The following is a 21971-nucleotide window of genomic DNA, read 5'->3' on the forward strand; positions in this document are numbered from 1 at the left end:
TAATTCATAAAAGAGAAAGAGATGTGGCTAATATGATGCGTGGAATGGGAAATATGCAAGGTATGATGAAACAAATGCAAAAAATGCAAAAGGAAATGGTAAAGGCTCAGGAAGAATTGGATAAAAAAGAATTTTTCGGTGCTGCTACTAATGATTTAGTAAAAGTTGTTTTCACTGGTGATAAAACGATGAGAACAGTGGAAATCAATTCTGAATTAATCGATCCAGAAGATCCAGATATGCTGCAAGATATGATTATCTTGGCTGTAAACGATGCGCTAACAAAAATAAGTGAAGAAACCGAAGCAACAATGGGCAAATACACCAAAGGACTGCCTGGGATGTAATTGCTTTTCGGTTAATCGGTTGAAAGGAAGTAGGCCATGCAATACCCTGAACCAATAGCAAAATTGATCGAAAGCTATATGAAGCTGCCGGGAATCGGACAGAAAACGGCTACGCGCCTAGCTTTCTTTACCATTGATATGAAAGACGAAACCGTAAATGACTTTGCCCGCTCACTTATCAGTGTGAAGCGGGATCTGCATTTTTGCAGTATATGCGGCAATATCACAGAAGAGGACCCTTGCGAAATATGCCGGGATACTACGCGTGATCGCAGCACGATCTTAGTCGTAGAGGAGCCCAAAGATGTAATGGCTTTGGAGAAGGTTCGTGATTACCATGGCCTGTATCATGTGCTTCACGGAGTTCTGTCACCGGTGGAGGGAACAGGTCCAGAAGATATTAATGTTGCACCATTGATTAAACGTCTGCATGACGATGAAGTAAAAGAAGTCATTATTGCCACCAACGCAACGACGGAAGGTGAAGCAACGGCCATCTACTTGTCGCGGCTGATCAAGCCCGCAGGAATAAAAGTAACGCGTTTGGCTCATGGATTGTCCGTTGGCAGTGACATTGAATATGCAGATGAAGTGACTTTGCTAAAAGCGGTGGAAGGACGTCGTGAACTCTAGGTTTTTCTTTCACGACGTTTTTGTGTACAATGAGAATAGAACTAATGGAGGCAAATGAAGAGTGAACGGCTTATTTATTACTATTGAAGGTCCAGATGGCGCTGGCAAGACAAGCGTGATTGAGGAATTGTTTCCTCGCTTGCAACAGGTCGCTACCAAGGATATCGTAAAAACCAGAGAACCTGGTGGGATTCCGATTGCTGAAAAGATTCGTCAAGTGATTTTGGACCCTAAAAATGATCGAATGGATGATCGGACAGAAGCACTGCTTTATGCAGCAGCCCGCAGACAGCATCTAATTGAAAAGATTTGGCCTGCCTTAGAGCAAGGAAAAGTCGTGCTGTGTGACCGTTTTGTTGACAGCTCGTTGGCTTATCAAGGAGCAGGTCGTGGAATTGGGATGCGAGAAGTAGCTCAAATTAATGAATTTGCCATTGAAGGAACTGTTCCCGATATCACTCTTTACTTAGATGTTGATTCTGATACTGGCCTACAGCGCATTATGAGCAGCCGGAAAAATCAAATTGATCGGCTGGATGCAGAGGGGCTGCAATTCCATCAGCGGGTTCGTCACGCTTATTTAAAATTGGCGGATGAGCATTCTGAACGAATTATCAAAATCGACGCTAGGAAACGTCTAGAATTAGTCGTGGAGGATTGTTTTTACGAATTAATCTCCCGTTACCCTAAGTATTTTCAAAACTAGAGAGGTGTAGAAAATGAAATTAATTATGGCCATTGTCCAAGACAAGGACTCCAACCGTTTAGCAAATGAATTTATCGACGCCAATATCCGTGCGACAAAGCTTTCTTCTACTGGCGGATTTTTAAAGGCAGGCAACAGCACCTTCATCGTAGGGATTGAAGACGAGCGGGTAGAAGAAGCTCTTGAATTAATCAAGGAAACTTGCCAGTCTCGTACACAATACGTAACAACACCTGTTACGCTAGATATTTCATTGGACGGTCAAGTACCTTATCCAGTGGAAGTGGAAGTTGGCGGAGCCACCGTGTTCATTATGCCGGTAGAAGGGTTCCATCAATATTAAGATGACAGAAGCAGAGAAACTCCAACAACTTCAACCGGTTGTCTTCCGTCAATTACAGAACAGTTTTAAGCATGGTCGTTTAGCCCATGCTTATCTTTTTGAAGGGGATTTGGGAACAGGAAAAGCTGAAATGGCCATATGGTTTACTAAGCACCTGTTCTGTCTATCCTTAAGAGACGGAATGCCGTGTGAAGAATGTAACAATTGTTTACGTATCGGCAATCATGAACATCCCGATGTGGTGGAAGTAGCACCAGATGGCCAAACAATCAAGGTAGAACAAATTCGACAGCTGCAGACAGAGCTGGGAAAAAGCGGCTTTGAATCAGCTAAAAAGGTTGTATTAATTCATGAAGCAGAAAAAATGAACACTAATTCTGCCAATAGTTTACTGAAATTTCTGGAAGAACCGCCAGCGAATTTTATGATTATTTTGGAAACACAAGCCATCGGCAAGATCCTACCGACCATTCGTTCTCGTTGTCAAATTATTCATTTTCAAGCATTGTCGACAGCTAAATTAGTCGAACAGTTGGAAAAAGAAGCACACATCCCTCTCAAATCAGCGAAACTCTTGACGAATTTAACAAATAGTTATACAAAAGCAGTTGAAATATCAAAGGATGAATGGTTTAATGAATCTAAGGATACTGTTATTCAATGGTATAGTTACCTTGAAAAACAGGACCCGCAGGCCTTTATTTATGTACAAAAAAAACTAGTAAAAGTTTTCAAGGACAAGATGCAGCAGCGGACAGCCTTTGAAATGCTAGCATTTTACGTGAAGGAAAAACGTGACCAAATGCTTCAGCAAAATCAACAGACAGTCGCTTTCTACAACCATCTGTTAGAAGAAATTTTACTTGCGAATCAGAAACTAGAGGCCAATGTATCCTTTCAAAATATTGCAGAACAAATAACATTGCATGTCATTTTTGCTTAATGTTATTTTTTACAGAGAGTAGGGAGACCAATGGTTGAAGTTGTCGGTGTCCGTTTTCGCGAAGCTGGACATATTTACTATTATGCACCAGGCAAAAACGAATACTATTACAATGAAAAAGTATTAGTTGAATCACAGCAAGCGCATCAGATCGCCACTGTAGCCGTCCCTAAGCTAGATATGGACTCCAGTGATTTATCTGATGATTTGAAAACAATTTTGCATAAAGCTTCGGAAAAGGAACTGCAAAAAGCGTCAGAGAACGAACGCGATGCACAAGCAGCCTTTAAAGTAGCCAAAGAAAAAATCCGTGATCACGAACTGGAAATGAAGCTGATCCAAGTGGAGTATACCTTTGATCGCAGCAAAATGATCTTCTATTTCACTGCGGATGGTCGAGTAGATTTTCGTGAATTGGTGAAGGATCTGGCTTCGGTGTTCCGCACCCGGATAGAACTTCGTCAGATTGGTGTTCGTGATGAGGCGAAAATTCTAGGCGGGATTGGTCCATGCGGCCGACCGTTGTGCTGTTCGACCTTCTTGGGAGATTTTATTCCAGTGTCGATTAAAATGGCTAAAGATCAAGGCTTGTCCTTAAACCCAACCAAAATTTCAGGCTTGTGCGGCCGCTTAATGTGCTGCTTGAAGTATGAAAACAATGAATATGAAGCGGCGAAACGGGAATTGCCAGACTATGGAAAAGAAGTGCAGACGCCAGACGGTAAGGGTCGGGTAGTGGGCCTAAACTTACTGAGTCGCGTAATTAAAGTTCGTCTGCCTGGACGGGAAACCGCTATTGAGTATGATTACAGTGAGCTGCAGGCAGCAAAAGCAGGTGATAGTAATGATGGATAGACGTTCACTTTATGACGGGCTGAACCGATTAGAGCAAGAAATGCAGCATAATGTAACCGAGCTTGCCGAGATGAAGGAAGCCTTGTTAGAATTAATCGAAAAGAATGCCACTTTGGAAATGGAAAACGAACGATTAAGAGAACGAGTTCGTGAAATGAATCAAAAAGCCTCTCCAGTAACCGATGAACGACAAGAACTGTCACGTTCTCGCATGAATCTGGAAAAAATCTATGAGGATGGTTTCCACGTCTGCAACCTGCTATATGGTTCTAGACGAGAATATGACGAGCCTTGTGCTTTTTGTTTGGATGTCATCTATCGTGAGAGCAAACAAGGGAAATGAAACCGGGACAATTCGTTCCGGTTTTTTCAATGAGACAAGGAGGACGAATGAGTGAATATTCAAAGAAGCTATGGCAATCACGGCAGCGGCACCCTATACCTTGTTCCGACACCGATTGGCAATCTGGAGGATATGACCTTTCGCAGTGTGAAGACGTTGCAATCAGCAGATTTAATTGCCAGTGAAGATACGCGGAATACGCAAAAATTGTTGAATCACTTTGAGATTAAAGTCCCGCAGAAAAGTTTTCACGAGCACAATTATCGCGAACGGATTCCCGAGCTGATTACATTATTAAAAAAGGGACAGATGATTGCCCAAGTAAGTGATGCCGGCATGCCTTCAATTAGTGACCCTGGTCAAGAGCTGGTAGCAGCCTGTATTGCAGAAGATATTCCCGTGGTTTCTTTACCAGGAGCAACCGCTGGAATGACTGCTTTGATTGCATCGGGGTTGTCCCCACAGCCTTTTTATTTTTATGGCTTTCTGCAACGGAAGAAGAGTCAACAGAAAAAAGAGCTGGAGCAGTTGAAAAATCAGACAAGTACCATGATTTTTTATGAATCGCCGCATCGGGTGAAGGAAACATTGAAGAATGCAGAGCAGGTTTTAGGGAATCGGCAAGTGGTAATCTGTCGGGAGCTGACCAAGCTGTATGAGGAATACATTCGTGGAAGTATGCAGGAAGTGATCAATTATTTAGCGGAGCATCCTTTAAAAGGAGAATGCTGCTTGCTGATAGCAGGAGCTTCGGAAGTACTAGAAGAAGAAATTCCGGAGGGCAGCTTAAAGGAGCAAGTTGAGCATCTGGTGGAAGAGGGACTTTCTTCTAAAGAAGCGATCAAGGAAGTAGCTAAGCGTAATCAGCTGAAGAAACAGGAAGTATACAAGGAATTTCATGAATTGTAAGATCGGAGAGATCCGGTCTTTTTTTTGCTTCATTCAGTGCAATTATCCGATCAACTGTCATAAGTGATCCACAAGTTTGAATCTTGATGTAAGGAAATCTAACGTAGATAGTCACTAAATTAGAAAAAAATGAAAAAAAGGTGGCAAAACGCTGGTAATTATTTGATATGATGTTAGACTATGTAACATATTAAAGGATGAGGTGCTTGTTATGACAGGGAATATTGGATTTATTTTAGTTTGTTCGGCGATGGTGTTTCTAATGACTCCTGCGTTAGCTTTCTTTTATGGAGGGTTGGAGCGACGGAAAAATATTTTGAACACTATGATGATGGTGATCTGTACAATGGGATTAGCCTCACTGATTTGGGTAGCAGTCGGTTACTCTTTATCATTTAGCGGCGAAGGAAGCTTCATTGGAAACTTAGACAAAGTCTTTTTCAATGGTGTATCCATGACTGAGGGTGACGGGATACCTGAAGGTCTATTCGCATTCTTCCAAATGATGTTTGCATTAATTACTACAGCAATTTTAACGGGATCGGTTGCTGGGAGAATGAAATTCTCTGCAATCTTTCTATTTATCGCTTTATGGCTGCCAATTGTCTATTTCCCAATGGCACATATGGTTTGGGGCGGCGGCTTCTTAGATCAGATCGGATCAATTGATTTTGCTGGTGGAAATGTAGTGCATATTAGCTCGGGCATTTCAGGTTTGGTATTAGCAGTTGTTCTAGGACGTCGTCGTGAATACCATTTGACGGAATATCGTCCTCATAATGTCCCATTTGTCGTTTTAGGAGCAGCTCTTTTATGGTTTGGCTGGTTCGGCTTCAATGGTGGTTCGGCTTTGGCAGCAGATGGTTTAGCGATTCATGCGATGTTGACAACCAATACGGCTGCTGCTTGCGGGATGCTGTCATGGATGCTGATTGAGAAACTAGCGAATGGCAAGCCAACTGTTGTTGGTGCTTGTACCGGAGCAGTCGTTGGTTTAGTAGCCATCACTCCAGGTGCCGGTTTTGTTTCTCTATGGTCGAGTATTCTGATTGGTGCTCTTGTCAGCCCATTCTGCTACTTCTTTATTGCAGTCATTAAGCAGAAATTAGGCTTAGACGATGCTTTGGATGCTTTTGGTTGTCATGGTGTAGGCGGAATCTTTGGTGGAATTGTAACTGGAATTTTCGCTGATCCAGCTGTAGGTGGAAGAACAGGACTCATCTATGGCTCAGTAGATCTATTCTTGGCACAGCTTGCCAGTATCGGAATTACGTTAGTCTTTGCTGGAGTTGCCAGCTTCTTGATTATTACATTTATCAAAGCAATCATGCCGATTCGTGTATCAGAACACGAAGAAGCAGTAGGTTTGGATCAAATCGAACACGATGAAAATGCCTACCCAACTTTTATGGGCTTGGATTCTTAATTTGGAGGGAACTGTATGAAAAAAGTAGAAGCAATTATCCGTCAAGAAAAATTGGAAGAGTTAAAAGCAGCCGTTGATCGGGAAGTTGAAATCAGCGGTATGACTGTTACCCAAGTACTAGGCTGTGGAACGCAAAAAGGGCAAAAGTCGTATGTACGTGGTCAAGAAGTCATTACTACCTTATTACCTAAAGTTAATATCAGCTTTGTCCTAGACGATGAGGCAGTAGAGAGTGTAATTGATTTGATTATTGATCTTTGTCACTCAGAGGATTTTGGCAATGGGAAAATCTTCGTTTATCCAATTGAAGAAGTAATTCGGATTCGTACTAGAGAATCTGGTAAAGCAGCGATCTAAATAAAAAGCAAATGCCCTAACGTGTCTTGATACATTAGGGTATTTGCTTTTATTGTAAGATATCCTTTTTAACTTGTTCGAATTCTTCGTCAGAAAGAATTCCGGCATCCAACAGCTCTTTCATTTTCAATAGCTGCTCGGCTTTGCTTAAGGTGCCCTGCGGTTTTTCCTGTTCAATCGGTGCCGTGTCTTCTCTCGCATAGTGCTTAAGAGTTTTCGCGATATCCTCTGCTTCGTGGGAGGTCAACATAATGGTCACTGGATTATCGGAAGTAAAGATGGTCAATGTAGCTGTAGTAGAATCCATCTTCAACTGCATATCTTGTAAATTACTTATCGAAATACTCTTCAAATCCTCGCCAATCAACCGCTTTTGTCCCATCATAAAACGACGATTCGTCAAGGCATAGCCATAAAATCCATCATCTTTAGTCGGTGATTTACGGTTATGTACGCCAATAAAGCAAACCACGACATCCTCATCCTGGCCTAAGTGATTTGCGATCACGTTAAAAAGCTTTAAAGTAAAATTACGGTCAGACCCGGAAAAATAGCCCTTGTCCTTGCAATAATTGTACATTTCTTCTGCTGTTCTCATGCGTATCCTCCTCATGGTGATAGCTGCTACTCTCATTGTAGCAAAACACCTAGTGAGGAACAATCACAAAAAAACCACCATAGCCGTCACTATGGTGGAAATGAAGGTTGTTATTTACTCTTGGTAGGAGTAAGTATGAAAAAACCAATTCGGGATAATTGGTATACTTATATGATAAAGGAAACGCTTCAAAAAATCATGAAACTTGCTTATCGAAATGCTAAGAAATCTATTAGAAATGCCTTAGATACTTTCCATCATCCACTATATTATTGATGGAGAAGGGCTCAGAAGGGCTCAATGGAACGAATGAATATTCTTTTTTTCAGTTAGGAGTAGAAACAGAGTTTATCAGCCAACGAGATCTAACTGGATGTACTTTGTCCATTTATTTAGTTACAGTCTGAGCAGTACGGTTGTCCGCTCATTTATTTTCCTCTTTTTATAAAATCCTGCGAAAAATGCCCCGCTACTTATTATTTCAAGTAAAGATGGAGCTGTGTTAAACTGAGCTTGTAAGATTTTATTAGGAGGGGTTCATTTATGGCAAACATCAGTAAAAAATTACTCGCTGAACTGACTTCAGAGGAAGCAAACGGTCCGTTCATAACATTCATGTTAAACACGCACGTAGCACACCAAGAAGTCGAAAAGGATCAACTTCTTTTCAAGAACTTTGCAAAAGAAGCGAAGCAGCGTTTTGAAAAACGCTATACCGATCAAAGCTTTGCACCATTCCAAGAAAAAATCGAACGACTACTAGCCGATCAGTCTTTCTGGCGCAGCGGAAGCAAAAGTGTTGCGATCATTATGACTGCAGAAGATTTATATGTTCATCGGTTAAGTATAGAAGTAGACAATCAATATTATGTAAGTGATCTGCCATATTTATTGGCAATTATCAAAAATACACAATTCAACTATCCCTACTATTTAATGGCGTTGAATCGCGATTCTATGAAGCTTTATTCAGTTAAAAACAAAGCGGTGAAGGAAGTTGAATTACCTAAAGGGGCACCAGTAGATGTTGTAACAGCACTTGGTGACGAACTGACTGGCGGCAACCTAAACTATTCTGCACAAGGCAGTGGTCAAGGTTCCAAGGAAGGCGTGGCTTACCATGGCGTAAATGCCAAGGATGAAGAAGTCGAGATTGACTGGGTAAACTATTACCAGGCTGTGGATAGTTTCCTGCAAAATGAGTTCGATAACCTAGAAAACTTGCCAGTTTATCTTTATGCCTTGCCAGAAAATCAAACACAATTCAAAAAAGTAGCAAAAAATAAATTCTATTCAGACAAGGCAGCCGTTTCAGCATCCCCGGCACAAGCAGCTTTAAGTGATATTGAAAAGGGTGCTGAAAAAATTAATGCTGAGCTAGCAGCTGAGGAAACTGACAGCTACCAAACCATGATGAACAAGAAATTTATTGATCAATTGGTAGACATTGTACAAGCAGCAAAAGAAGGCCGGATTTCTCATCTGTTTATCGCAACCTCTAATTTGACACCTGGCTTTGGCGATGATCCTGATACTGAATACGATCGCCGTCAAGTATTAAACGAAACAGTGGATCATGTAATTAAGAATGGCGGACAAGTATTTGTTCTAGATCAAAAGGACGCACCGGATGAAAAAAGCTTATTAGCAATCCTGCGCTTCTAAAAAATTAATCGTTTTTGATGGTTAATGGTAGAGTTTTCAAACAAATTGTGTTATAGTTATGAATGTAGTTTTTTGTACGGTAATATATGGTAAGCTTGTTTCCAACAACATCTTCCTTATTCACCAATCAAGCAATTACAAATCAATTTTTATCCTAGGAGGATGTTTAACATGGAACAAGGTACAGTAAAATGGTTTAACGCAGAAAAAGGTTATGGCTTTATCACAGCTGAAAACGGAAACGACGTATTCGTACATTTCTCAGCTATCCAAGGCGACGGATTCAAAACATTAGAAGAAGGCCAAGCGGTTACTTTTGATGTAGAAGACGGACAACGTGGGCCACAAGCTACAAACGTTGAAAAAGCTTAATTAAAACCAACATTTATGCCGAGTGCCTAACAGCACTCGGCTTTTTTTGTAGTAAAATATCTAGCTTTCAACAGTGCTTTTCCAGATAAGACCTGCATTTACGAGAGTTGGATTTCTTCATGATCGAACAAGTAAAAAGTTAATGCCTACAAAAAGGACAGTCTTAATCATGGACTAGTAAAACATTCTTTGCTAAAGCCTATGGATAACCGAGTTTATCAATGTTCCACCAGCAATCATTACCATGCTGGTGAAATGACCAAAATAAATCCACGAATAGTGTTCGTTTCTAAACTGGCACTATTTTTTATGTGAAATTCTCAATTTTCATTTGTTTCTTCAATTGGAAAGTTGTTAAAAAGACTGAAATTCAGCTATAATGCTAAAGAAGGAGGGGCAGTATGACTAAAACTTATGCGGTTGTTGATATCGAAACTACCGGGACGGATCCAAAGACCGACCGAATTATTCAATTTGGGTGTGTACTGGTAGAAGCTGGCAAGATCGTCGGTCGGTTTGCCACCGATATTAACCCGGATCAAAAGATCTCAAAGCAGATCCAGCATCTAACCGGCCTTACTAACCAGCGTGTTCGTAAAGCCCCTTATTTTGAGGATGTCGCCTTAACTATTTATAACCTGTTAGCTGACACAATCTTTGTCGCACATAATATATTTTTTGACTATCCCTTTTTAAGTAATGAATTGGCCCGCTGCGGGATGCCTGAATTGCGTATTCCTGGGATTGATACTGTTGAATTATCACAAGTCTTTTTCCCGACAACCTTAAGCTTTCGATTAAGTGATTTAGCTCATGAATTTCAATTAACCCATGAGAATCCTCACCAAGCTGACAGCGATGCAGAAGTCACGGCGCAATTATTGTTAAAAATTGAAAAAACGATCAAAAATCTGCCATTAGCGACTGTGGAGGAAATCATCCGTTTATCTGACCATATGGCTTTCCAAACACAAGATTACTTAATCGAGCTGGCTGAGGAGATGAAGGACCATCCTACGCCTTTATCATCGAATCTGGAAATTGTTCACGGCTTGGCTCTGAAGAAAAAGAAAGTCCCTCTCTATGAGGAAACTTATTATGAGAAAAAGCCCTATCCTCGTTCCAAGAAAGCCAAAGAGGGGTTGTATCAAGATCAACTAGTTTTTCGAAAAGAACAGGCTCGTCTGATGAATCTTGTCTATGATTTTTTTAATAAGAAAACTGAGAAGAACGTTTTGGTAGAGGCAGCCACAGGTCTCGGGAAAACCATGGGCTATTTGCTGCCTATGAGTTATCTGGCAACACCAGAGAAACCGCTGATTGTCAGTACCGTTTCATTGTTGCTGCAAGAGCAGATGCTGGTACATGATTTGCCAGCTTTGAATCAGCTACTGCATCAGCCGCTGCAAGCTGTGGTCATGAAAAGCAGCAGCCATTATATTGACTTGGCTCGTTTTTACCAAAACTTGCAGAAAGAAACAGAACAAAAACAATATGCCTTTTATCAAATGGCTGTGCTGGTTTGGCTAACTCAAACCGAAACTGGTGATTTTGATGAATTAAATATGACCAGCCTGCGCCATACCTTTTGGCAAGAAATAGGGCATCAAGGACTAGATACCTTGGTTGTTCATAATCCCTTCTATCAGGTTGACTTTCTGCGCCATCGTCAAGCCAAGCTAAAACAAAGCAACATTATTATTACTAACCATGCCTTTTTAGCTCAGGAAAATCAGCGAAAGACTTTTCAGCTTCCAGCCAGCCCGTATTTGATCATTGATGAAGCACATCATTTAAATAGGGTATTGGAGCGGGTCAGCACTCGTCAGCTGAGTATACTGGACATTCAACGAGAAATCAATCGTTTAAAGGAGGCCGCAGCTTTTCAACAATGGCAAGATTTAGCAGCGAAAGACCAGGCGATTTCCCATGGCATTGAACTGCTGGAAGATATCGCCGAAGAATTAATTGAAGATTTAACGGATTTATATGTGGAGTTGGGGCAGCTGACAACGAATGATTCAACGATTATTTCTAAAGAGCAAATGGATACTTTGTCGGTAACTGGAGAGCATTTGATTCAGCGAGTGGAGCGACTATATGAGGATGCTCTAACCCTAGCCAATCAATGCCAGAACTATTTTATGAACCATAAAGAAAGCTTTACGATTTTGCAGCAAACACGCTGGAATACGTTTATTGACTGGTTTGAAGATTTGCATCAGCAGCAAGAGGCCTTTGAAGCCTTTTGCGAACAATGGGCGGCTCGTTACGTACATTGGCTGGATGATCGCGGCCAAACCTTACATTTTCAGGATTTGACTGCTTCGTTGCTGCCGGAAGTAAAGTGGTACGAACGCTATGAGCAGATTCTTTACATTGGCGGAACCTTGAAATCTGGCAGTGATCGTCAGTATTTTCCGAAACGCTGGGGTATTCCAGATGCTTCATTAAAAGTGATTCCAAGTCCGTACGATTATGCTAGACAGGCTCGGCTTTTCCTGCCAGATGAGGGAATTGCGATTCAAGAGTCTTCATCCGAGCGTTATGCTCAGTATTTAGCGGAGGTCATTCGTGGCTTAGCTGAAGCTGAGAAACGACCTATTTTGGTTTTGTTTACTTCTCATGAAATTTTGAATCGGGTGTATCACCACCTGAAGGTACCTTTGTTAAACGAAGGTCGTGAAGTACTAGCTCAAGGGATTGGCGGCAGCCGTGAAAAATTGCTGAAACGCTTTTTGCTTTCAGAAGACGCGCTGCTGTTTGGTGCTGACAGCTTTTGGGAGGGTGTGGATTTGCCTGGTGAAGTCTTGCAAATTATGGTAGTTACGAGACTGCCATTTGAAAATCCGAGACGTCCGCTGGTGAAAATCCGTAACGATTATTTAGAGGAACAGGGTGTGAATCCCTTTTTCCAAGAAGCAGTCCCTCATACCGCTTTGAGATTGCGGCAAGCTTTAGGACGCCTGATTCGTTCTGAAACGGACAAAGGGGTTATGATTCTTTTGGATCGCCGCTTTTTAACCGCTGGTTATGGTCAACGGCTGCGTAAGGCTTTACCAAAAGAACTGCCAATCGAAGAAGCTAGTCTGCCAGAAATTATTGAAAAGACCCACGAATTTTTAAATTCTGAGAAAACTACTGAGAATGAGTGAGGAAGATGAATTCTTTTGGTATAATGGGGCTTATCTGAAAGGAGTTATGCTTTTTGGATACATGGAGATCAAAAGTAAATAAATGGATCATCGGCTTAGTTGCTATACTGCTGATTATCATTGTGTCGGGAACAATTTTGTTTATCCGTTCCAACCGTCCGATGCAGCAAGCGAAGAAAGAAGCAGTCGACTTAGCTAAGCAACATGCTAACCTTGAAACGGTAGAGAATTTCTATTGGTTTAATCGCGATCAGACGTACTTTACTGTTACTGGTGAGGATCAGTCTGGAAAAGAAATTGTCGTGATTATTCCTAAGTCCGGAAAAAATATCCAGGTAATAGACGCTGCCGATGGTTTGACAGAAGACGCTGTGACGAAGCAAATGCAAGCCGCTCATCCGGAGATCATGATTGAAAAAGCCAATCTTGGCAAATTCAAAGATCAACCGGTCTGGGAAATTACTGGCAAGGATCAAGAGGGTGCCATCAGTTATTACCTGTTTTCCTTTGAAGACGGTGAAGAAATACAAAACGTTAGTTAAAAACTTGGTAGGGGAGTTATGGCGATGAAATTATCAAAACGTGTGCAGAACCTAGAATCATCAGTAACATTAGCGGCAACCGCAAAAGTAAGAGAACTAAAAGCAAAAGGATACAATGTGATTGGATTGACGGTCGGCGAACCTGACTTCACTACACCAGACAATATTGAAGAAGCAGCGATCGAGGCTATTAAAAGTGGAAAAGTCAGCTTCTATACGGCTGCCGGCGGTACTCCTGAATTAAAGGATGCGATCATTAAAGTAACTAAGCGCGATTATGGCTTGGATCTTGAAGCAAACCAGGTCATTGTTACCAGCGGAGCGAAATTCGCTTTGTACGCGTTGTTCCAAACAATTTTGGATGCCGGTGATGAAGTAATTATTCCGGTTCCTTACTGGGTAAGCTATGGTGAGCAGGTTAAACTAGCTGAAGGCGTCCCTGTTTTGGTGGAAACTAAACAGGAAAACGATTATAAAATTACAGTAGAACAGCTAGATGAAGCATTAACCGATAAAACTCAGGCTATTTTGCTGAACTCTCCTTCTAATCCAACAGGAATGATCTATACTGAGGATGAATTGCGAGCAATCGGCGAATGGGCGGTAGAAAAGGATATCCTGATCGTTTCCGATGATATCTATGCACGGTTGGTTTATAATGGCAAGCATGCGCCGTATATGGCGTCATTATCTGACGAGATTGCAAAACAAACCATTATTATCAATGGTGTTTCTAAAACCTTCGCAATGACCGGTTGGCGAATTGGGTATGCGATTGGGAATGCAGAGATCATCACAGGCATGTCCGATATTGTTTCCCAATCAACAAGTAATCCAACCGCTGTCAGTCAGGTTGCAGCACTTGAAGCTTTACTGGGAGATCAATCAACTGTTCGTGAAATGCGCATCGCTTTTGAAGAACGCTTGAACACAATTTATCCGAAGGTTGCGGCATTGCCAGGCTTTGAGCTGAAGAAACCACAGGGGGCTTTCTATTTGTTCCCTAACATTAAAGGGGCTATGGAGTTTGGTGGCTACGATAACGTAACTACTTGGGTAAATGACCTATTAGAACAAGAGCATGTTGCCCTTGTGACAGGTGAAGGCTTTGGAGCACCGGAAAATGTTCGCATGAGCTACTCCAGCAGCCTAGAGGATCTAGAAGAAGCAGTGGTTCGCATTCGACGTTTCATCGAAAATAGTCAAAAGTAAAAAAGACGGTTCGGGATAAAAGATAGGAGAGACGTTTGTGAAACAGATTCAAATTATTGATGCCAAAAACCATGTTGGCGAGACCGTAAAAATTGGTGCTTGGGTAGCCAACAAGCGCTCTAGCGGAAAGATTTCTTTCCTGCAGCTTCGTGACGGAACTGCTTATTTTCAAGCGGTGGTTGTAAAAAACGAGGTTGGCGAGGAACTCTTCCAGCTTGCCAAAGATTTAACCCAAGAAACCTCTGTTTGGGTCACGGGTGAAATACGTGAGGATACTCGTTCCAAATTTGGCTATGAGTTAGGTGTCAAATCAATTGAAGTCGTTGGCGAAAGTCATGATTATCCAATTACACCGAAAGAACACGGCGTTGACTTCTTAATGGATCATCGTCACTTATGGTTGCGTTCTTCTCAGCAGCACGCAATCATGCTGATCCGCAACGAAATCATTCGTGCGACCTATGAATTCTTTAACAACAATGGTTTTGTCAAAATTGATCCGCCAATTCTAACTGGATCCGCTCCAGAAGGAACCACCGACCTGTTTGAAACCAATTATTTTGATCAAAAAGCTTACTTGTCACAAAGCGGTCAGCTTTATATGGAAGCTGCTGCTATGGCATTGGGGAAAGTCTTCTCATTCGGACCAACCTTCCGAGCAGAGAAATCTAAAACTCGCCGTCATTTGATCGAATTCTGGATGATTGAACCAGAAATGGCCTTCATGCACCAGGAGGAAAGCTTAGAAGTTCAGGAGCAATACGTGGCTTACCTGGTACAAAGTGTTTTAGATAACTGTGAATACTCATTAGACGTCTTAGGTCGTGACAAAGAAGTCTTGAAACGCTATACCCAATTACCTTATCCACGTATTTCTTATGATGATGCTGTGGAATTATTGAAAGAAAATGGTTTTGAGGATATTGAATGGGGAGATGATTTTGGTTCTCCTCACGAAACCTTTATCGCCAATTCCTTTGACCGTCCAGTCTTTATTTTGAATTATCCAAAGGCAATCAAACCATTCTACATGAAGCCACATCCAACTAGAGAAGATCTGGTCATTTGTGCAGATATGATTGCTCCAGAAGGCTACGGCGAAATTATCGGCGGCTCTGAACGGGCAACGGATTATGAATACTTGCTAGAACAAATTCGTGAAGCTGGTCTGGACGAAGAAGAATACTCATGGTATTTAGATTTACGCAGATACGGCAGCGTTCCTCATTCTGGTTTTGGTCTTGGTTTAGAACGTACAATTACCTTCCTTGCAGGAATCGAACACGTACGTGAAGCAAGTCCATTCCCACGTCTGTTGAACCGGATTTATCCATAAGCAGCTTAAGGTTAGGCAAACTTGCCTAGCCTTTTTTACTGTCTATCAAACGCTGCATGCAGCAAGATAATTTTTTTCGCTTATTTGGCAAAAAAATCAGGTATAATGAGAAAAACAAATTATTGGAAGTGGAGATACGTTGAACTTAATTAACCTCGAAAATGTAATGAAACAAAAAAACAATCAGTTCATTCTGAAAAATATTAGCTTGACCCTCAACAAGAATGATCAAGTCGGCATCAAAATGACCCATGAAGAAAGTCAACTATTGTTTAAATTAATCACAGGGAAAGTGGCACCCTCCAGTGGTACCGTTGAATGTCAGACAACAGGACTGCTTTCAGAAATGAAGGATGATGGGTTGTATGAGAATCTAACTGTCAGCGGCTATTTAAAGTTTTTCAAAAAGATAGCCAATTATCCTGTAAATTTGGAGCCGCAAATAGAAGCCTTCTCGTTGCTGGATGTTTGGCAAACGAAGGTGAAACTACTGAATCCAGATCAAAAAAAGCGAGTTAGCTTATTCCGACTATTTTTATTTCAGCCTCAGGTGCTGCTCATTGAGAGTCCCTTAACGAATTTGACTGATGAGGGAATCGAACTGTATTTAAGAGCCTTAGAATATATTCGCCAACAAGAAATAGCGACTCTTTTCACTGCTTACTATATTGAAGAGTTGTTATTGCTAAGTAAAGATATTTATCGCTATCAACGAACTATTGGACTAGAAAAAACTGATTTGGTTTCGGAAGATTCACCCTCCACATCAGAGAATGAAAGCCACCATTTACAGCCAAGGAATGTTTTTAAAGTCGCGTGCAAATTAGCTGACAAAACTATCTTTTTCAGTCCCAATGAAATTGACTATATTGAAAGTATTAATAGTGTCAGCAATATTCGCATTGGGGAAGAATATTTTCCTTCAGTCTTAACAATGACTGAGTTAGAAGAGAAGCTGGCACACTTTGGTTTCTTCCGTTGTCACCGCTCGTATCTGGTAAATCTGCAAAGAATTTCTGAACTAATCAGCTATTCTAAAAATAGTTATACGCTTATTCTGAAAGGAAACTCTACTAACAAGCTTCCGTTATCTCGAACTCGTTTGGAGGAAATGAAGCAATTAATTGAAGGATAAAGGTACAATTCAGGTTGGAATTGCTTATTTTCAGCCTGTATTTCGTACATTTGGGGCGAAATGGAGTACAATTCGCCCGTTTTTTACGTCTTTTTCCATTTCCTTCGCTAAGATAGGTGTTAGAGAAGTCGAAAACAGCGACTGCTTAATTGATACTAGTGAAGGAGCAGAATCAGCATGGAAAATTCATCCGTGATTCAAGTGGATCATTTAGCAAAACAATTTAGAAAGGAAACAGCCTTAAAAGACTTAAGCTTTTCTGTACAACCAGGTGAAATTTTTGGATTCTTAGGCCCATCAGGAGCAGGGAAAACCACAACCATCAAAATATTGACTGGACAGCTTACTCAAAGTGCCGGCAAAGCCTCAGTCTTAGGGAAACCGGTTGAACAAATCAATGAGACGATCTACCAGCAAATCGGCATCATTACTGACAACAGCGGGTTATATGAGAAGATGAGCGTTTATCAAAATCTGAGCTTTTTCGCTCGGATATTGGGAATTGATAAAAAACGCGTTGAGCTGCTGCTGCAAAAGGTCGGCTTGTTGGAGCACAAGAAAAAGCTGGCTGGTAAGCTGTCAAAAGGGATGAAGCAACGTTTAGTTTTAGCCCGAGCCATTTTACACGAGCCCAAGGTTCTATTCTTGGATGAACCAACCAGCGGACTTGATCCCAGTACCTCAGAAGCAGTCTATCAATTACTGTTGGAATTAAAGCAAAAAGGAACAGCCATCTTTTTAACCACTCATAATATGGAAGAAGCCGCTAAATTATGTGATCAAGTCGCTTTACTGAATGACGGACTCATTGTGGAGAGTGGCAGTCCAAAAGAGCTGTGTCTAAAATTCAATCGTGACAAGTTCTATCAGATAACATTGAAGAATGGGAAGGAGCTAACCTTGGCTCATTCGAATGAAACGAGAGCTAAAATTGATCAATGGCTGGCAGAAGACAGCCTGGCAGCCATTCATTCCTGCGAACCAACGCTAGAAAAAGTCTTTTTAGAAGTAACTGGGAGGGAACTAGTATGAAATTATCCATTAGAAAAATCGATGCCATCTTCGTGATGAAGCTGCAGTCGATCGTACGCAATATGAGTATTATGGTTGCTCCTTTTATGGCGATCGGTTTTGTCATAGTGATGAAGGCAATGATGCCGGAGGTGGACGCCACAGAAGGTGGAATGCACTTCTCTAAAGATTCATTTTTGCTAAGCTTTGGACTGATGTTTAATATTATTATGGGTGGTATCATGATGAGCAGTCATCCACTAGCCGAAGAAAAAGAGAAAAATACTCTGCGCGTATTAATGACTTCATCAGTAAATGGAGCAGAATTTTTTATCGGTAGTATGCTGCCTTCATTAATGATCCTGATAATCGTTAATCTTCTGTTAATACCTGTCAGTGGTGCTTCGTTTGGAGAAATCCAGTTAGGTGCCTATCTGATACTAACTACGGTGGGTAGTCTAATTAGTATTTTGATCGGTTATGTTATCGGTATTTATGCTAAAGGCCAAATGCAATCAAGTCTGATTGGCATGCCAATTTTACTATCGCTTACCCTAGCACCGATGTTTCGTATTTTTAATCCTACCTTGGCAAAGGTAGTCAGCTACGTTTATTCAGGCGTAATCAGTCAATTTGCTGATCAGGCATTTTCTGGTGATGGTTATCAATGGAACAGTAAAGATATTCTCGTTTTAATTGCTTGGTTGGTGGTTAGCTTTGGAGTGTTTATCTATGCCTATAAAAAGAATGGGTTGGATGGAGAGTAAGGGCGAAAAATAAATGATTTTATAAAAGAGCTATCGTAAACTATTCGTTCTCTGTTTTGTTTTTCACAAAATAGTATTCTTCTTTAAAGCAATTTATGGTATTCTCAAATTACGTCATCGTAAGCTGTTGCGATGACCATTTTTTATATATTGGGGAGTAAAGGGGATTCTTAAATGAAACAAGATAAAAAACCAAAAATGACTGAAATGAAAAATTCAAAAGGATTTAAGGGGATAATAATCTTTTTGGTTGTTGTCGTAGTGGGCGTTGTTGCGGCTTTAAAATTCTTCGAGAGAATTGATAACGGATACGTGGGTGTTCGCTACTCAATGAACGGTGGAATCAAAGATCAGGCCCTGACACAAGGGGTGAAGTTTGTTGGTATCGACAAGGTCATTCAATACCCGATTCGCCTACAGACGATTCAGGCTGAAAATGTTTCGGTGTCAACTAGTGATGGCAAGAAAACCTCCATCAATATTAAATACGATTACAAGGTAGATTCAACTAAGGCTGCGAAAATGTATAAGGAATTTGGAAATATTACCAGTACGGATATCGAAAATGGCTGGTTAAAATCAAAACTCCAAAAGGTTTCTCGAGAAGTCTATGCAAAATACAGTTTACTAGATATTCTTTCCGGCGAGTCCTCTAAGGTGGAAGCTGAGGTACTGACGAATTTTGCAAAATCAGTAGAAGGAAAGGGTTTTGAAGTAGAAGATGTAACCCTAGGTGTTCCTGACGTCGATCCGGAAACCCAAAAATCCATTGATGCTATTATTCGTGCCGGCCAAGAAAACGAAAAAGCCAAGCTTGATGCAGAAACAGCTAAAACTCAAGCTGATAGTGAAGCTTATAAAAAGACTAAAGCAGCCGAAGCTGAGGCTGCAGCGAACCAAAAAATTGCTGAATCGGTGACTGATGAACTAATCCGCTATGAAGAAGCTCAGGCTAGAAAGAAACATGGTTGGGTTACAGTTAACGGAACAGATACAGTTGTAACGCAACAAGGTGAGTAATCATGGGCTTTTTTATTAGTAAAATTCTGATTGCCTTGATTTTAGCTGGGGGTGCATCCTATATTATTTACTTTTTTTTCATTAAAAAGGATACAAAGAAAAGTGATGAAGAGAAGGAAGATGATCCAGATAAGTGGCAAGACTTTTAAAAAGCTGAGTTATTCAGAAGAGGTTAGCATTCCAAAGCTGGAAAGCTATTTAATAGAAGAAAAATAGTATAGCTGTAATTAGAGTGATCAAAAGACGAATCTGTTCTTTTGATCTTTTTTTTATCAATAAAATATTCAACATTCTGGAAACGGGTAAAACACGAACATTAATTTAGTGAGACAATGTCCAATTAAAATGGTGATTATGTGTATCTGACTAAAGTAGTCAAAAAAGAATCGAATAATGCAGCTTTTTGACTATATTACCTCGAAAATATTTTTATTAGCAAGATTGTATTGTCCACACGAAAAAAATCGTATATACTACATCTATGTTAAAAACGAACGAGGAGTTTAAAATGAAGAAAAATGTTCCTTATTTCATCCTTTTACCGGGATTTGTCCTACTGGTGTTCTTTTTGATTCTTCCTTTAGTGGCAAGTATTTTTCCAAGCTTTCTACCAGAAAATGGTGGATTAGGCAATTATGTATCTTTTTTCCAAGATGAGTACAATCGGGGGATTTTCTGGCGTACCATCCGTGTGTCAAGTATTGTAACCGTCGCTTCATTAGTTTTTGGGATTCCTACCGCGTATTTTATTGCTGGGTTGAACAAAAAGTGGCGTGGAATTTTAATGGCGATGACCCTGTTTCCTCTATTGACTAACTCGGTTATTCGAAGTTTTGCCTGGATCAATATCTTAGGGAAAAACGGCGTCTTGAACAGCCTATTACTGAAGAGTGGATTAATTGAACAACCATTGAATCTGCTATACACAGAGTTTGCCATTATTATCGGCTCGGTGTATTTATTTTTGCCAACCATGGTAATGACGTTAGTTGGGGTCATGGAGAATATTGAAGGTGAGATGCTTGAGGCTGCTGAAACACTGGGAGCTTCACCATTTACGGCCTTTATGAAAATTGTGCTGCCGTTATCTATTCCGGGAGCAATTGTGGGAAGTATTCTTGTATTTACTGGCACATTAACAGCCTACACTACGCCGCAGCTATTAGGTGGGAATCAGAAAATGCTGATGTCGACCTTCTTGTATCAGCGAGCAGCCACTTTAGGGGATTGGAATGGCGTAGCTGTAATTGCTTTGATTATGATTGTTACGACCTTAGTGGTTATGAAGGTCTTGAATTTCATTGCTAAACAAGTGGATAGGAGAGAGTTTCATAATGCGTAGACAAAAAGGAATGACTGTCATTGCGATCTTAGTATTCGCATTTCTATTTTTACCGTTAGTCTTAATTGGGATTACCTCCTTCGGTACAGCAGCGGCCATCCAATTTCCAATTAAGGGCTTCACACTAGATTGGTATGCCAATGCCTTATCCAATGAATCAATCATGAGTAGTTTTAGGCTAAGCTTATTGATCGGTGTTCTGGCAACTTTTTTGGCTTTGTTAGTCGGTGTGCCAGCTTCTTATGCTTTGGCACGCTTCCCAATGAAAGGCCGCAGCTTAATTAAAAGCTTCTTCTTATCACCCACTGTGATTCCTGGAATCGTTGTTGGTTATACTTTGTTCCAGTTTATTGTTGTTTCATTAGGTTTGCCAGTCTTCCAAGGCCTGCTGATGGGACACTTTCTAATTAGCTTGCCGTACATTATTCGGGTAGTCGGTTCTAGCATGGACCAGTTGGATTATTCAATGGAGGAAGTTGCCTGGACATTGGGCTGTACGAGATTTCGAGCATTTGTTCAAATTGTGCTGCCGAATGTTTCGTCCGGTATTTTTGCTTCTTTTATGTTGGCGTTTGTTAATTCCTTTAATAATGTGCCGGTGTCGATGTTCTTATCTGGCCCAGGAGTTACGATGCTGCCAACATCATTACTAAGCTACATGGAATACAACTATGACCCAACTGTTTCTGCGATTTCAGTCATGCTGATGCTTCTGACAATTGGTTTGATGTTCCTAATTGAACGGACGCTAGGATTGGCATCAATAGTTTAGTGCCAGTTCTGCTTTTCACAGTTGTTCAAGTTATATGGAGAATTTTGTTTTGGAGATTTGCTAGGATAAATCTACTTAGCAGAATGGTAAGCGTACGAAAATCAAAGTAATTTTCCATAGAAAAATTACTTCCTTAATCGTGAGTTAGCTGCCAGTTTTGCTTTTCACAGTATATCAAAGGC

General features: G+C 40.8%; 24 protein-coding genes. 23 read left to right on the forward strand and 1 reads right to left on the reverse strand.

Going from position 1 to position 21971, the window contains the following annotated elements; genetic code table 11:
* Positions 1-32 precede the first annotated feature (32 nt).
* The 10 genes from IGI46_RS08650 to IGI46_RS08695 all read left to right on the forward strand — a co-directional run bounded on the left by IGI46_RS08650 (position 33) and on the right by IGI46_RS08695 (position 6862).
* On the forward strand, positions 33-347 hold the full coding sequence (locus IGI46_RS08650) for a YbaB/EbfC family nucleoid-associated protein (RefSeq protein ID WP_429964943.1): 315 nt from the start codon (positions 33-35) through the stop codon (positions 345-347).
* A 36-nt stretch (positions 348-383) separates the two neighbouring features.
* Positions 384-980: a recombination mediator RecR gene (gene recR / locus IGI46_RS08655; protein ID WP_429962926.1), complete on the forward strand. Its 597-nt coding sequence runs from the start codon at positions 384-386 to the stop codon at positions 978-980.
* A 61-nt stretch (positions 981-1041) separates the two neighbouring features.
* Positions 1042-1686, forward strand: a complete 645-nt coding sequence (tmk, locus tag IGI46_RS08660; protein ID WP_429962927.1) for a dTMP kinase — start codon at positions 1042-1044, stop codon at positions 1684-1686.
* 13 nt (positions 1687-1699) lie between these two features.
* Positions 1700-2029, forward strand: coding sequence for a cyclic-di-AMP receptor (locus IGI46_RS08665; RefSeq protein WP_207705281.1), 330 nt, complete (start codon positions 1700-1702; stop codon positions 2027-2029).
* A gap of 1 nt (position 2030) precedes the next feature.
* The gene (gene holB / locus IGI46_RS08670; protein WP_207705280.1) at positions 2031-2972 is read left to right on the forward strand and encodes a DNA polymerase III subunit delta'; all 942 of its coding nucleotides are present in this window, start codon (positions 2031-2033) and stop codon (positions 2970-2972) included.
* A gap of 30 nt (positions 2973-3002) precedes the next feature.
* Positions 3003-3827 (forward strand): PSP1 domain-containing protein, encoded by an 825-nt coding sequence (locus IGI46_RS08675; protein WP_207705279.1) that lies wholly within the window; start codon positions 3003-3005, stop codon positions 3825-3827.
* Entirely contained in the window at positions 3820-4170 is a 351-nt protein-coding gene (locus tag IGI46_RS08680; RefSeq protein WP_207705287.1) for a DNA replication initiation control protein YabA, read from the forward strand. Before IGI46_RS08675 ends, IGI46_RS08680 begins: the two co-directional genes overlap by 8 nt.
* A 51-nt stretch (positions 4171-4221) precedes the next feature.
* Positions 4222-5079, forward strand: coding sequence for a 16S rRNA (cytidine(1402)-2'-O)-methyltransferase (gene rsmI, locus IGI46_RS08685; RefSeq protein ID WP_429962928.1), 858 nt, complete (start codon positions 4222-4224; stop codon positions 5077-5079).
* A 211-nt stretch (positions 5080-5290) separates the two neighbouring features.
* On the forward strand, positions 5291-6505 hold the full coding sequence (locus IGI46_RS08690; RefSeq protein ID WP_429962929.1) for an ammonium transporter: 1215 nt from the start codon (positions 5291-5293) through the stop codon (positions 6503-6505).
* A gap of 15 nt (positions 6506-6520) precedes the next feature.
* Positions 6521-6862: a P-II family nitrogen regulator gene (locus IGI46_RS08695; protein ID WP_429962930.1), complete on the forward strand. Its 342-nt coding sequence runs from the start codon at positions 6521-6523 to the stop codon at positions 6860-6862.
* A gap of 49 nt (positions 6863-6911) precedes the next feature.
* Here the strand turns inward: IGI46_RS08695 and IGI46_RS08700 are convergent, their stop codons facing one another.
* Entirely contained in the window at positions 6912-7460 is a 549-nt protein-coding gene (locus tag IGI46_RS08700; protein WP_429973244.1) for a PH domain-containing protein, read from the reverse strand.
* Positions 7461-8003: 543 nt separating this feature from the next.
* On the opposite strand from IGI46_RS08700, the gene IGI46_RS08705 reads away from it, so the two are divergent.
* The 13 genes from IGI46_RS08705 (at position 8004) to IGI46_RS08765 (ending at position 21789) form a co-directional block, all read left to right on the forward strand.
* Positions 8004-9125: a hypothetical protein gene (locus tag IGI46_RS08705; RefSeq protein WP_429962932.1), complete on the forward strand. Its 1122-nt coding sequence runs from the start codon at positions 8004-8006 to the stop codon at positions 9123-9125.
* Positions 9126-9296: 171 nt separating this feature from the next.
* The gene (locus IGI46_RS08710) at positions 9297-9497 is read left to right on the forward strand and encodes a cold-shock protein (protein ID WP_010755600.1); all 201 of its coding nucleotides are present in this window, start codon (positions 9297-9299) and stop codon (positions 9495-9497) included.
* 401 nt (positions 9498-9898) lie between these two features.
* Positions 9899-12652, forward strand: a complete 2754-nt coding sequence (locus IGI46_RS08715; protein ID WP_429973245.1) for a helicase C-terminal domain-containing protein — start codon at positions 9899-9901, stop codon at positions 12650-12652.
* Between the two features lie 53 nt (positions 12653-12705).
* Positions 12706-13194 (forward strand): DUF5590 domain-containing protein, encoded by a 489-nt coding sequence (locus IGI46_RS08720; protein ID WP_429962934.1) that lies wholly within the window; start codon positions 12706-12708, stop codon positions 13192-13194.
* 24 nt (positions 13195-13218) lie between these two features.
* Positions 13219-14406, forward strand: a complete 1188-nt coding sequence (locus tag IGI46_RS08725) for a pyridoxal phosphate-dependent aminotransferase (RefSeq protein WP_429962935.1) — start codon at positions 13219-13221, stop codon at positions 14404-14406.
* A 37-nt stretch (positions 14407-14443) separates the two neighbouring features.
* Entirely contained in the window at positions 14444-15742 is a 1299-nt protein-coding gene (asnS, locus tag IGI46_RS08730) for an asparagine--tRNA ligase (RefSeq protein ID WP_429962936.1), read from the forward strand.
* A gap of 166 nt (positions 15743-15908) precedes the next feature.
* Positions 15909-16877 carry a LytTR family transcriptional regulator DNA-binding domain-containing protein gene (locus IGI46_RS08735; protein ID WP_429973246.1) on the forward strand — a complete coding sequence of 323 codons (969 nt, stop codon included), beginning with the start codon at positions 15909-15911 and terminating at the stop codon, positions 16875-16877.
* Positions 16878-17054: 177 nt separating this feature from the next.
* Entirely contained in the window at positions 17055-17909 is an 855-nt protein-coding gene (locus IGI46_RS08740; protein WP_429962938.1) for an ABC transporter ATP-binding protein, read from the forward strand.
* Positions 17906-18655, forward strand: a complete 750-nt coding sequence (locus tag IGI46_RS08745) for an ABC transporter permease (protein WP_429962939.1) — start codon at positions 17906-17908, stop codon at positions 18653-18655. Before IGI46_RS08740 ends, IGI46_RS08745 begins: the two co-directional genes overlap by 4 nt.
* 207 nt (positions 18656-18862) lie before the next feature.
* Positions 18863-19675 carry a prohibitin family protein gene (locus IGI46_RS08750; RefSeq protein ID WP_429964944.1) on the forward strand — a complete coding sequence of 271 codons (813 nt, stop codon included), beginning with the start codon at positions 18863-18865 and terminating at the stop codon, positions 19673-19675.
* Positions 19676-19677: 2 nt separating this feature from the next.
* The gene (locus IGI46_RS08755) at positions 19678-19824 is read left to right on the forward strand and encodes a hypothetical protein (RefSeq protein ID WP_429962940.1); all 147 of its coding nucleotides are present in this window, start codon (positions 19678-19680) and stop codon (positions 19822-19824) included.
* A gap of 359 nt (positions 19825-20183) precedes the next feature.
* Positions 20184-21017, forward strand: a complete 834-nt coding sequence (locus IGI46_RS08760) for an ABC transporter permease (protein WP_207705105.1) — start codon at positions 20184-20186, stop codon at positions 21015-21017.
* On the forward strand, positions 21010-21789 hold the full coding sequence (locus tag IGI46_RS08765) for an ABC transporter permease (RefSeq protein WP_207705104.1): 780 nt from the start codon (positions 21010-21012) through the stop codon (positions 21787-21789). Before IGI46_RS08760 ends, IGI46_RS08765 begins: the two co-directional genes overlap by 8 nt.
* Positions 21790-21971 lie beyond the last annotated feature (182 nt).

Source organism: Enterococcus sp. AZ163, from assembly GCF_050498925.1.
Taxonomy (GTDB): domain Bacteria; phylum Bacillota; class Bacilli; order Lactobacillales; family Enterococcaceae; genus Enterococcus_A; species Enterococcus_A ferrettii.

Excerpts from the sequence above, each read along its gene's own strand:
- IGI46_RS08650 (WP_429964943.1), top strand. The coding sequence starts at position 33 with ATGATGCGTGGAATGGGAAATATGCAAGGTATGATGAAACAAATGCAA.
- recR (WP_429962926.1), top strand. The coding sequence starts at position 384 with ATGCAATACCCTGAACCAATAGCAAAATTGATCGAAAGCTATATGAAG.
- IGI46_RS08665 (WP_207705281.1), top strand. The coding sequence starts at position 1,700 with ATGAAATTAATTATGGCCATTGTCCAAGACAAGGACTCCAACCGTTTA.
- holB (WP_207705280.1), top strand. The coding sequence starts at position 2,031 with ATGACAGAAGCAGAGAAACTCCAACAACTTCAACCGGTTGTCTTCCGT.
- IGI46_RS08675 (WP_207705279.1), top strand. The coding sequence starts at position 3,003 with ATGGTTGAAGTTGTCGGTGTCCGTTTTCGCGAAGCTGGACATATTTAC.
- IGI46_RS08680 (WP_207705287.1), top strand. The coding sequence starts at position 3,820 with ATGGATAGACGTTCACTTTATGACGGGCTGAACCGATTAGAGCAAGAA.
- IGI46_RS08690 (WP_429962929.1), top strand. The coding sequence starts at position 5,291 with ATGACAGGGAATATTGGATTTATTTTAGTTTGTTCGGCGATGGTGTTT.
- IGI46_RS08695 (WP_429962930.1), top strand. The coding sequence starts at position 6,521 with ATGAAAAAAGTAGAAGCAATTATCCGTCAAGAAAAATTGGAAGAGTTA.
- IGI46_RS08700 (WP_429973244.1), bottom strand. The coding sequence starts at position 7,460 with ATGAGAACAGCAGAAGAAATGTACAATTATTGCAAGGACAAGGGCTAT.
- IGI46_RS08705 (WP_429962932.1), top strand. The coding sequence starts at position 8,004 with ATGGCAAACATCAGTAAAAAATTACTCGCTGAACTGACTTCAGAGGAA.
- IGI46_RS08710 (WP_010755600.1), top strand. The coding sequence starts at position 9,297 with ATGGAACAAGGTACAGTAAAATGGTTTAACGCAGAAAAAGGTTATGGC.
- IGI46_RS08715 (WP_429973245.1), top strand. The coding sequence starts at position 9,899 with ATGACTAAAACTTATGCGGTTGTTGATATCGAAACTACCGGGACGGAT.
- IGI46_RS08725 (WP_429962935.1), top strand. The coding sequence starts at position 13,219 with ATGAAATTATCAAAACGTGTGCAGAACCTAGAATCATCAGTAACATTA.
- IGI46_RS08735 (WP_429973246.1), top strand. The coding sequence starts at position 15,909 with ATGAAACAAAAAAACAATCAGTTCATTCTGAAAAATATTAGCTTGACC.
- IGI46_RS08740 (WP_429962938.1), top strand. The coding sequence starts at position 17,055 with ATGGAAAATTCATCCGTGATTCAAGTGGATCATTTAGCAAAACAATTT.
- IGI46_RS08745 (WP_429962939.1), top strand. The coding sequence starts at position 17,906 with ATGAAATTATCCATTAGAAAAATCGATGCCATCTTCGTGATGAAGCTG.
- IGI46_RS08750 (WP_429964944.1), top strand. The coding sequence starts at position 18,863 with ATGAAAAATTCAAAAGGATTTAAGGGGATAATAATCTTTTTGGTTGTT.
- IGI46_RS08755 (WP_429962940.1), top strand. The coding sequence starts at position 19,678 with ATGGGCTTTTTTATTAGTAAAATTCTGATTGCCTTGATTTTAGCTGGG.
- IGI46_RS08760 (WP_207705105.1), top strand. The coding sequence starts at position 20,184 with ATGAAGAAAAATGTTCCTTATTTCATCCTTTTACCGGGATTTGTCCTA.
- IGI46_RS08765 (WP_207705104.1), top strand. The coding sequence starts at position 21,010 with ATGCGTAGACAAAAAGGAATGACTGTCATTGCGATCTTAGTATTCGCA.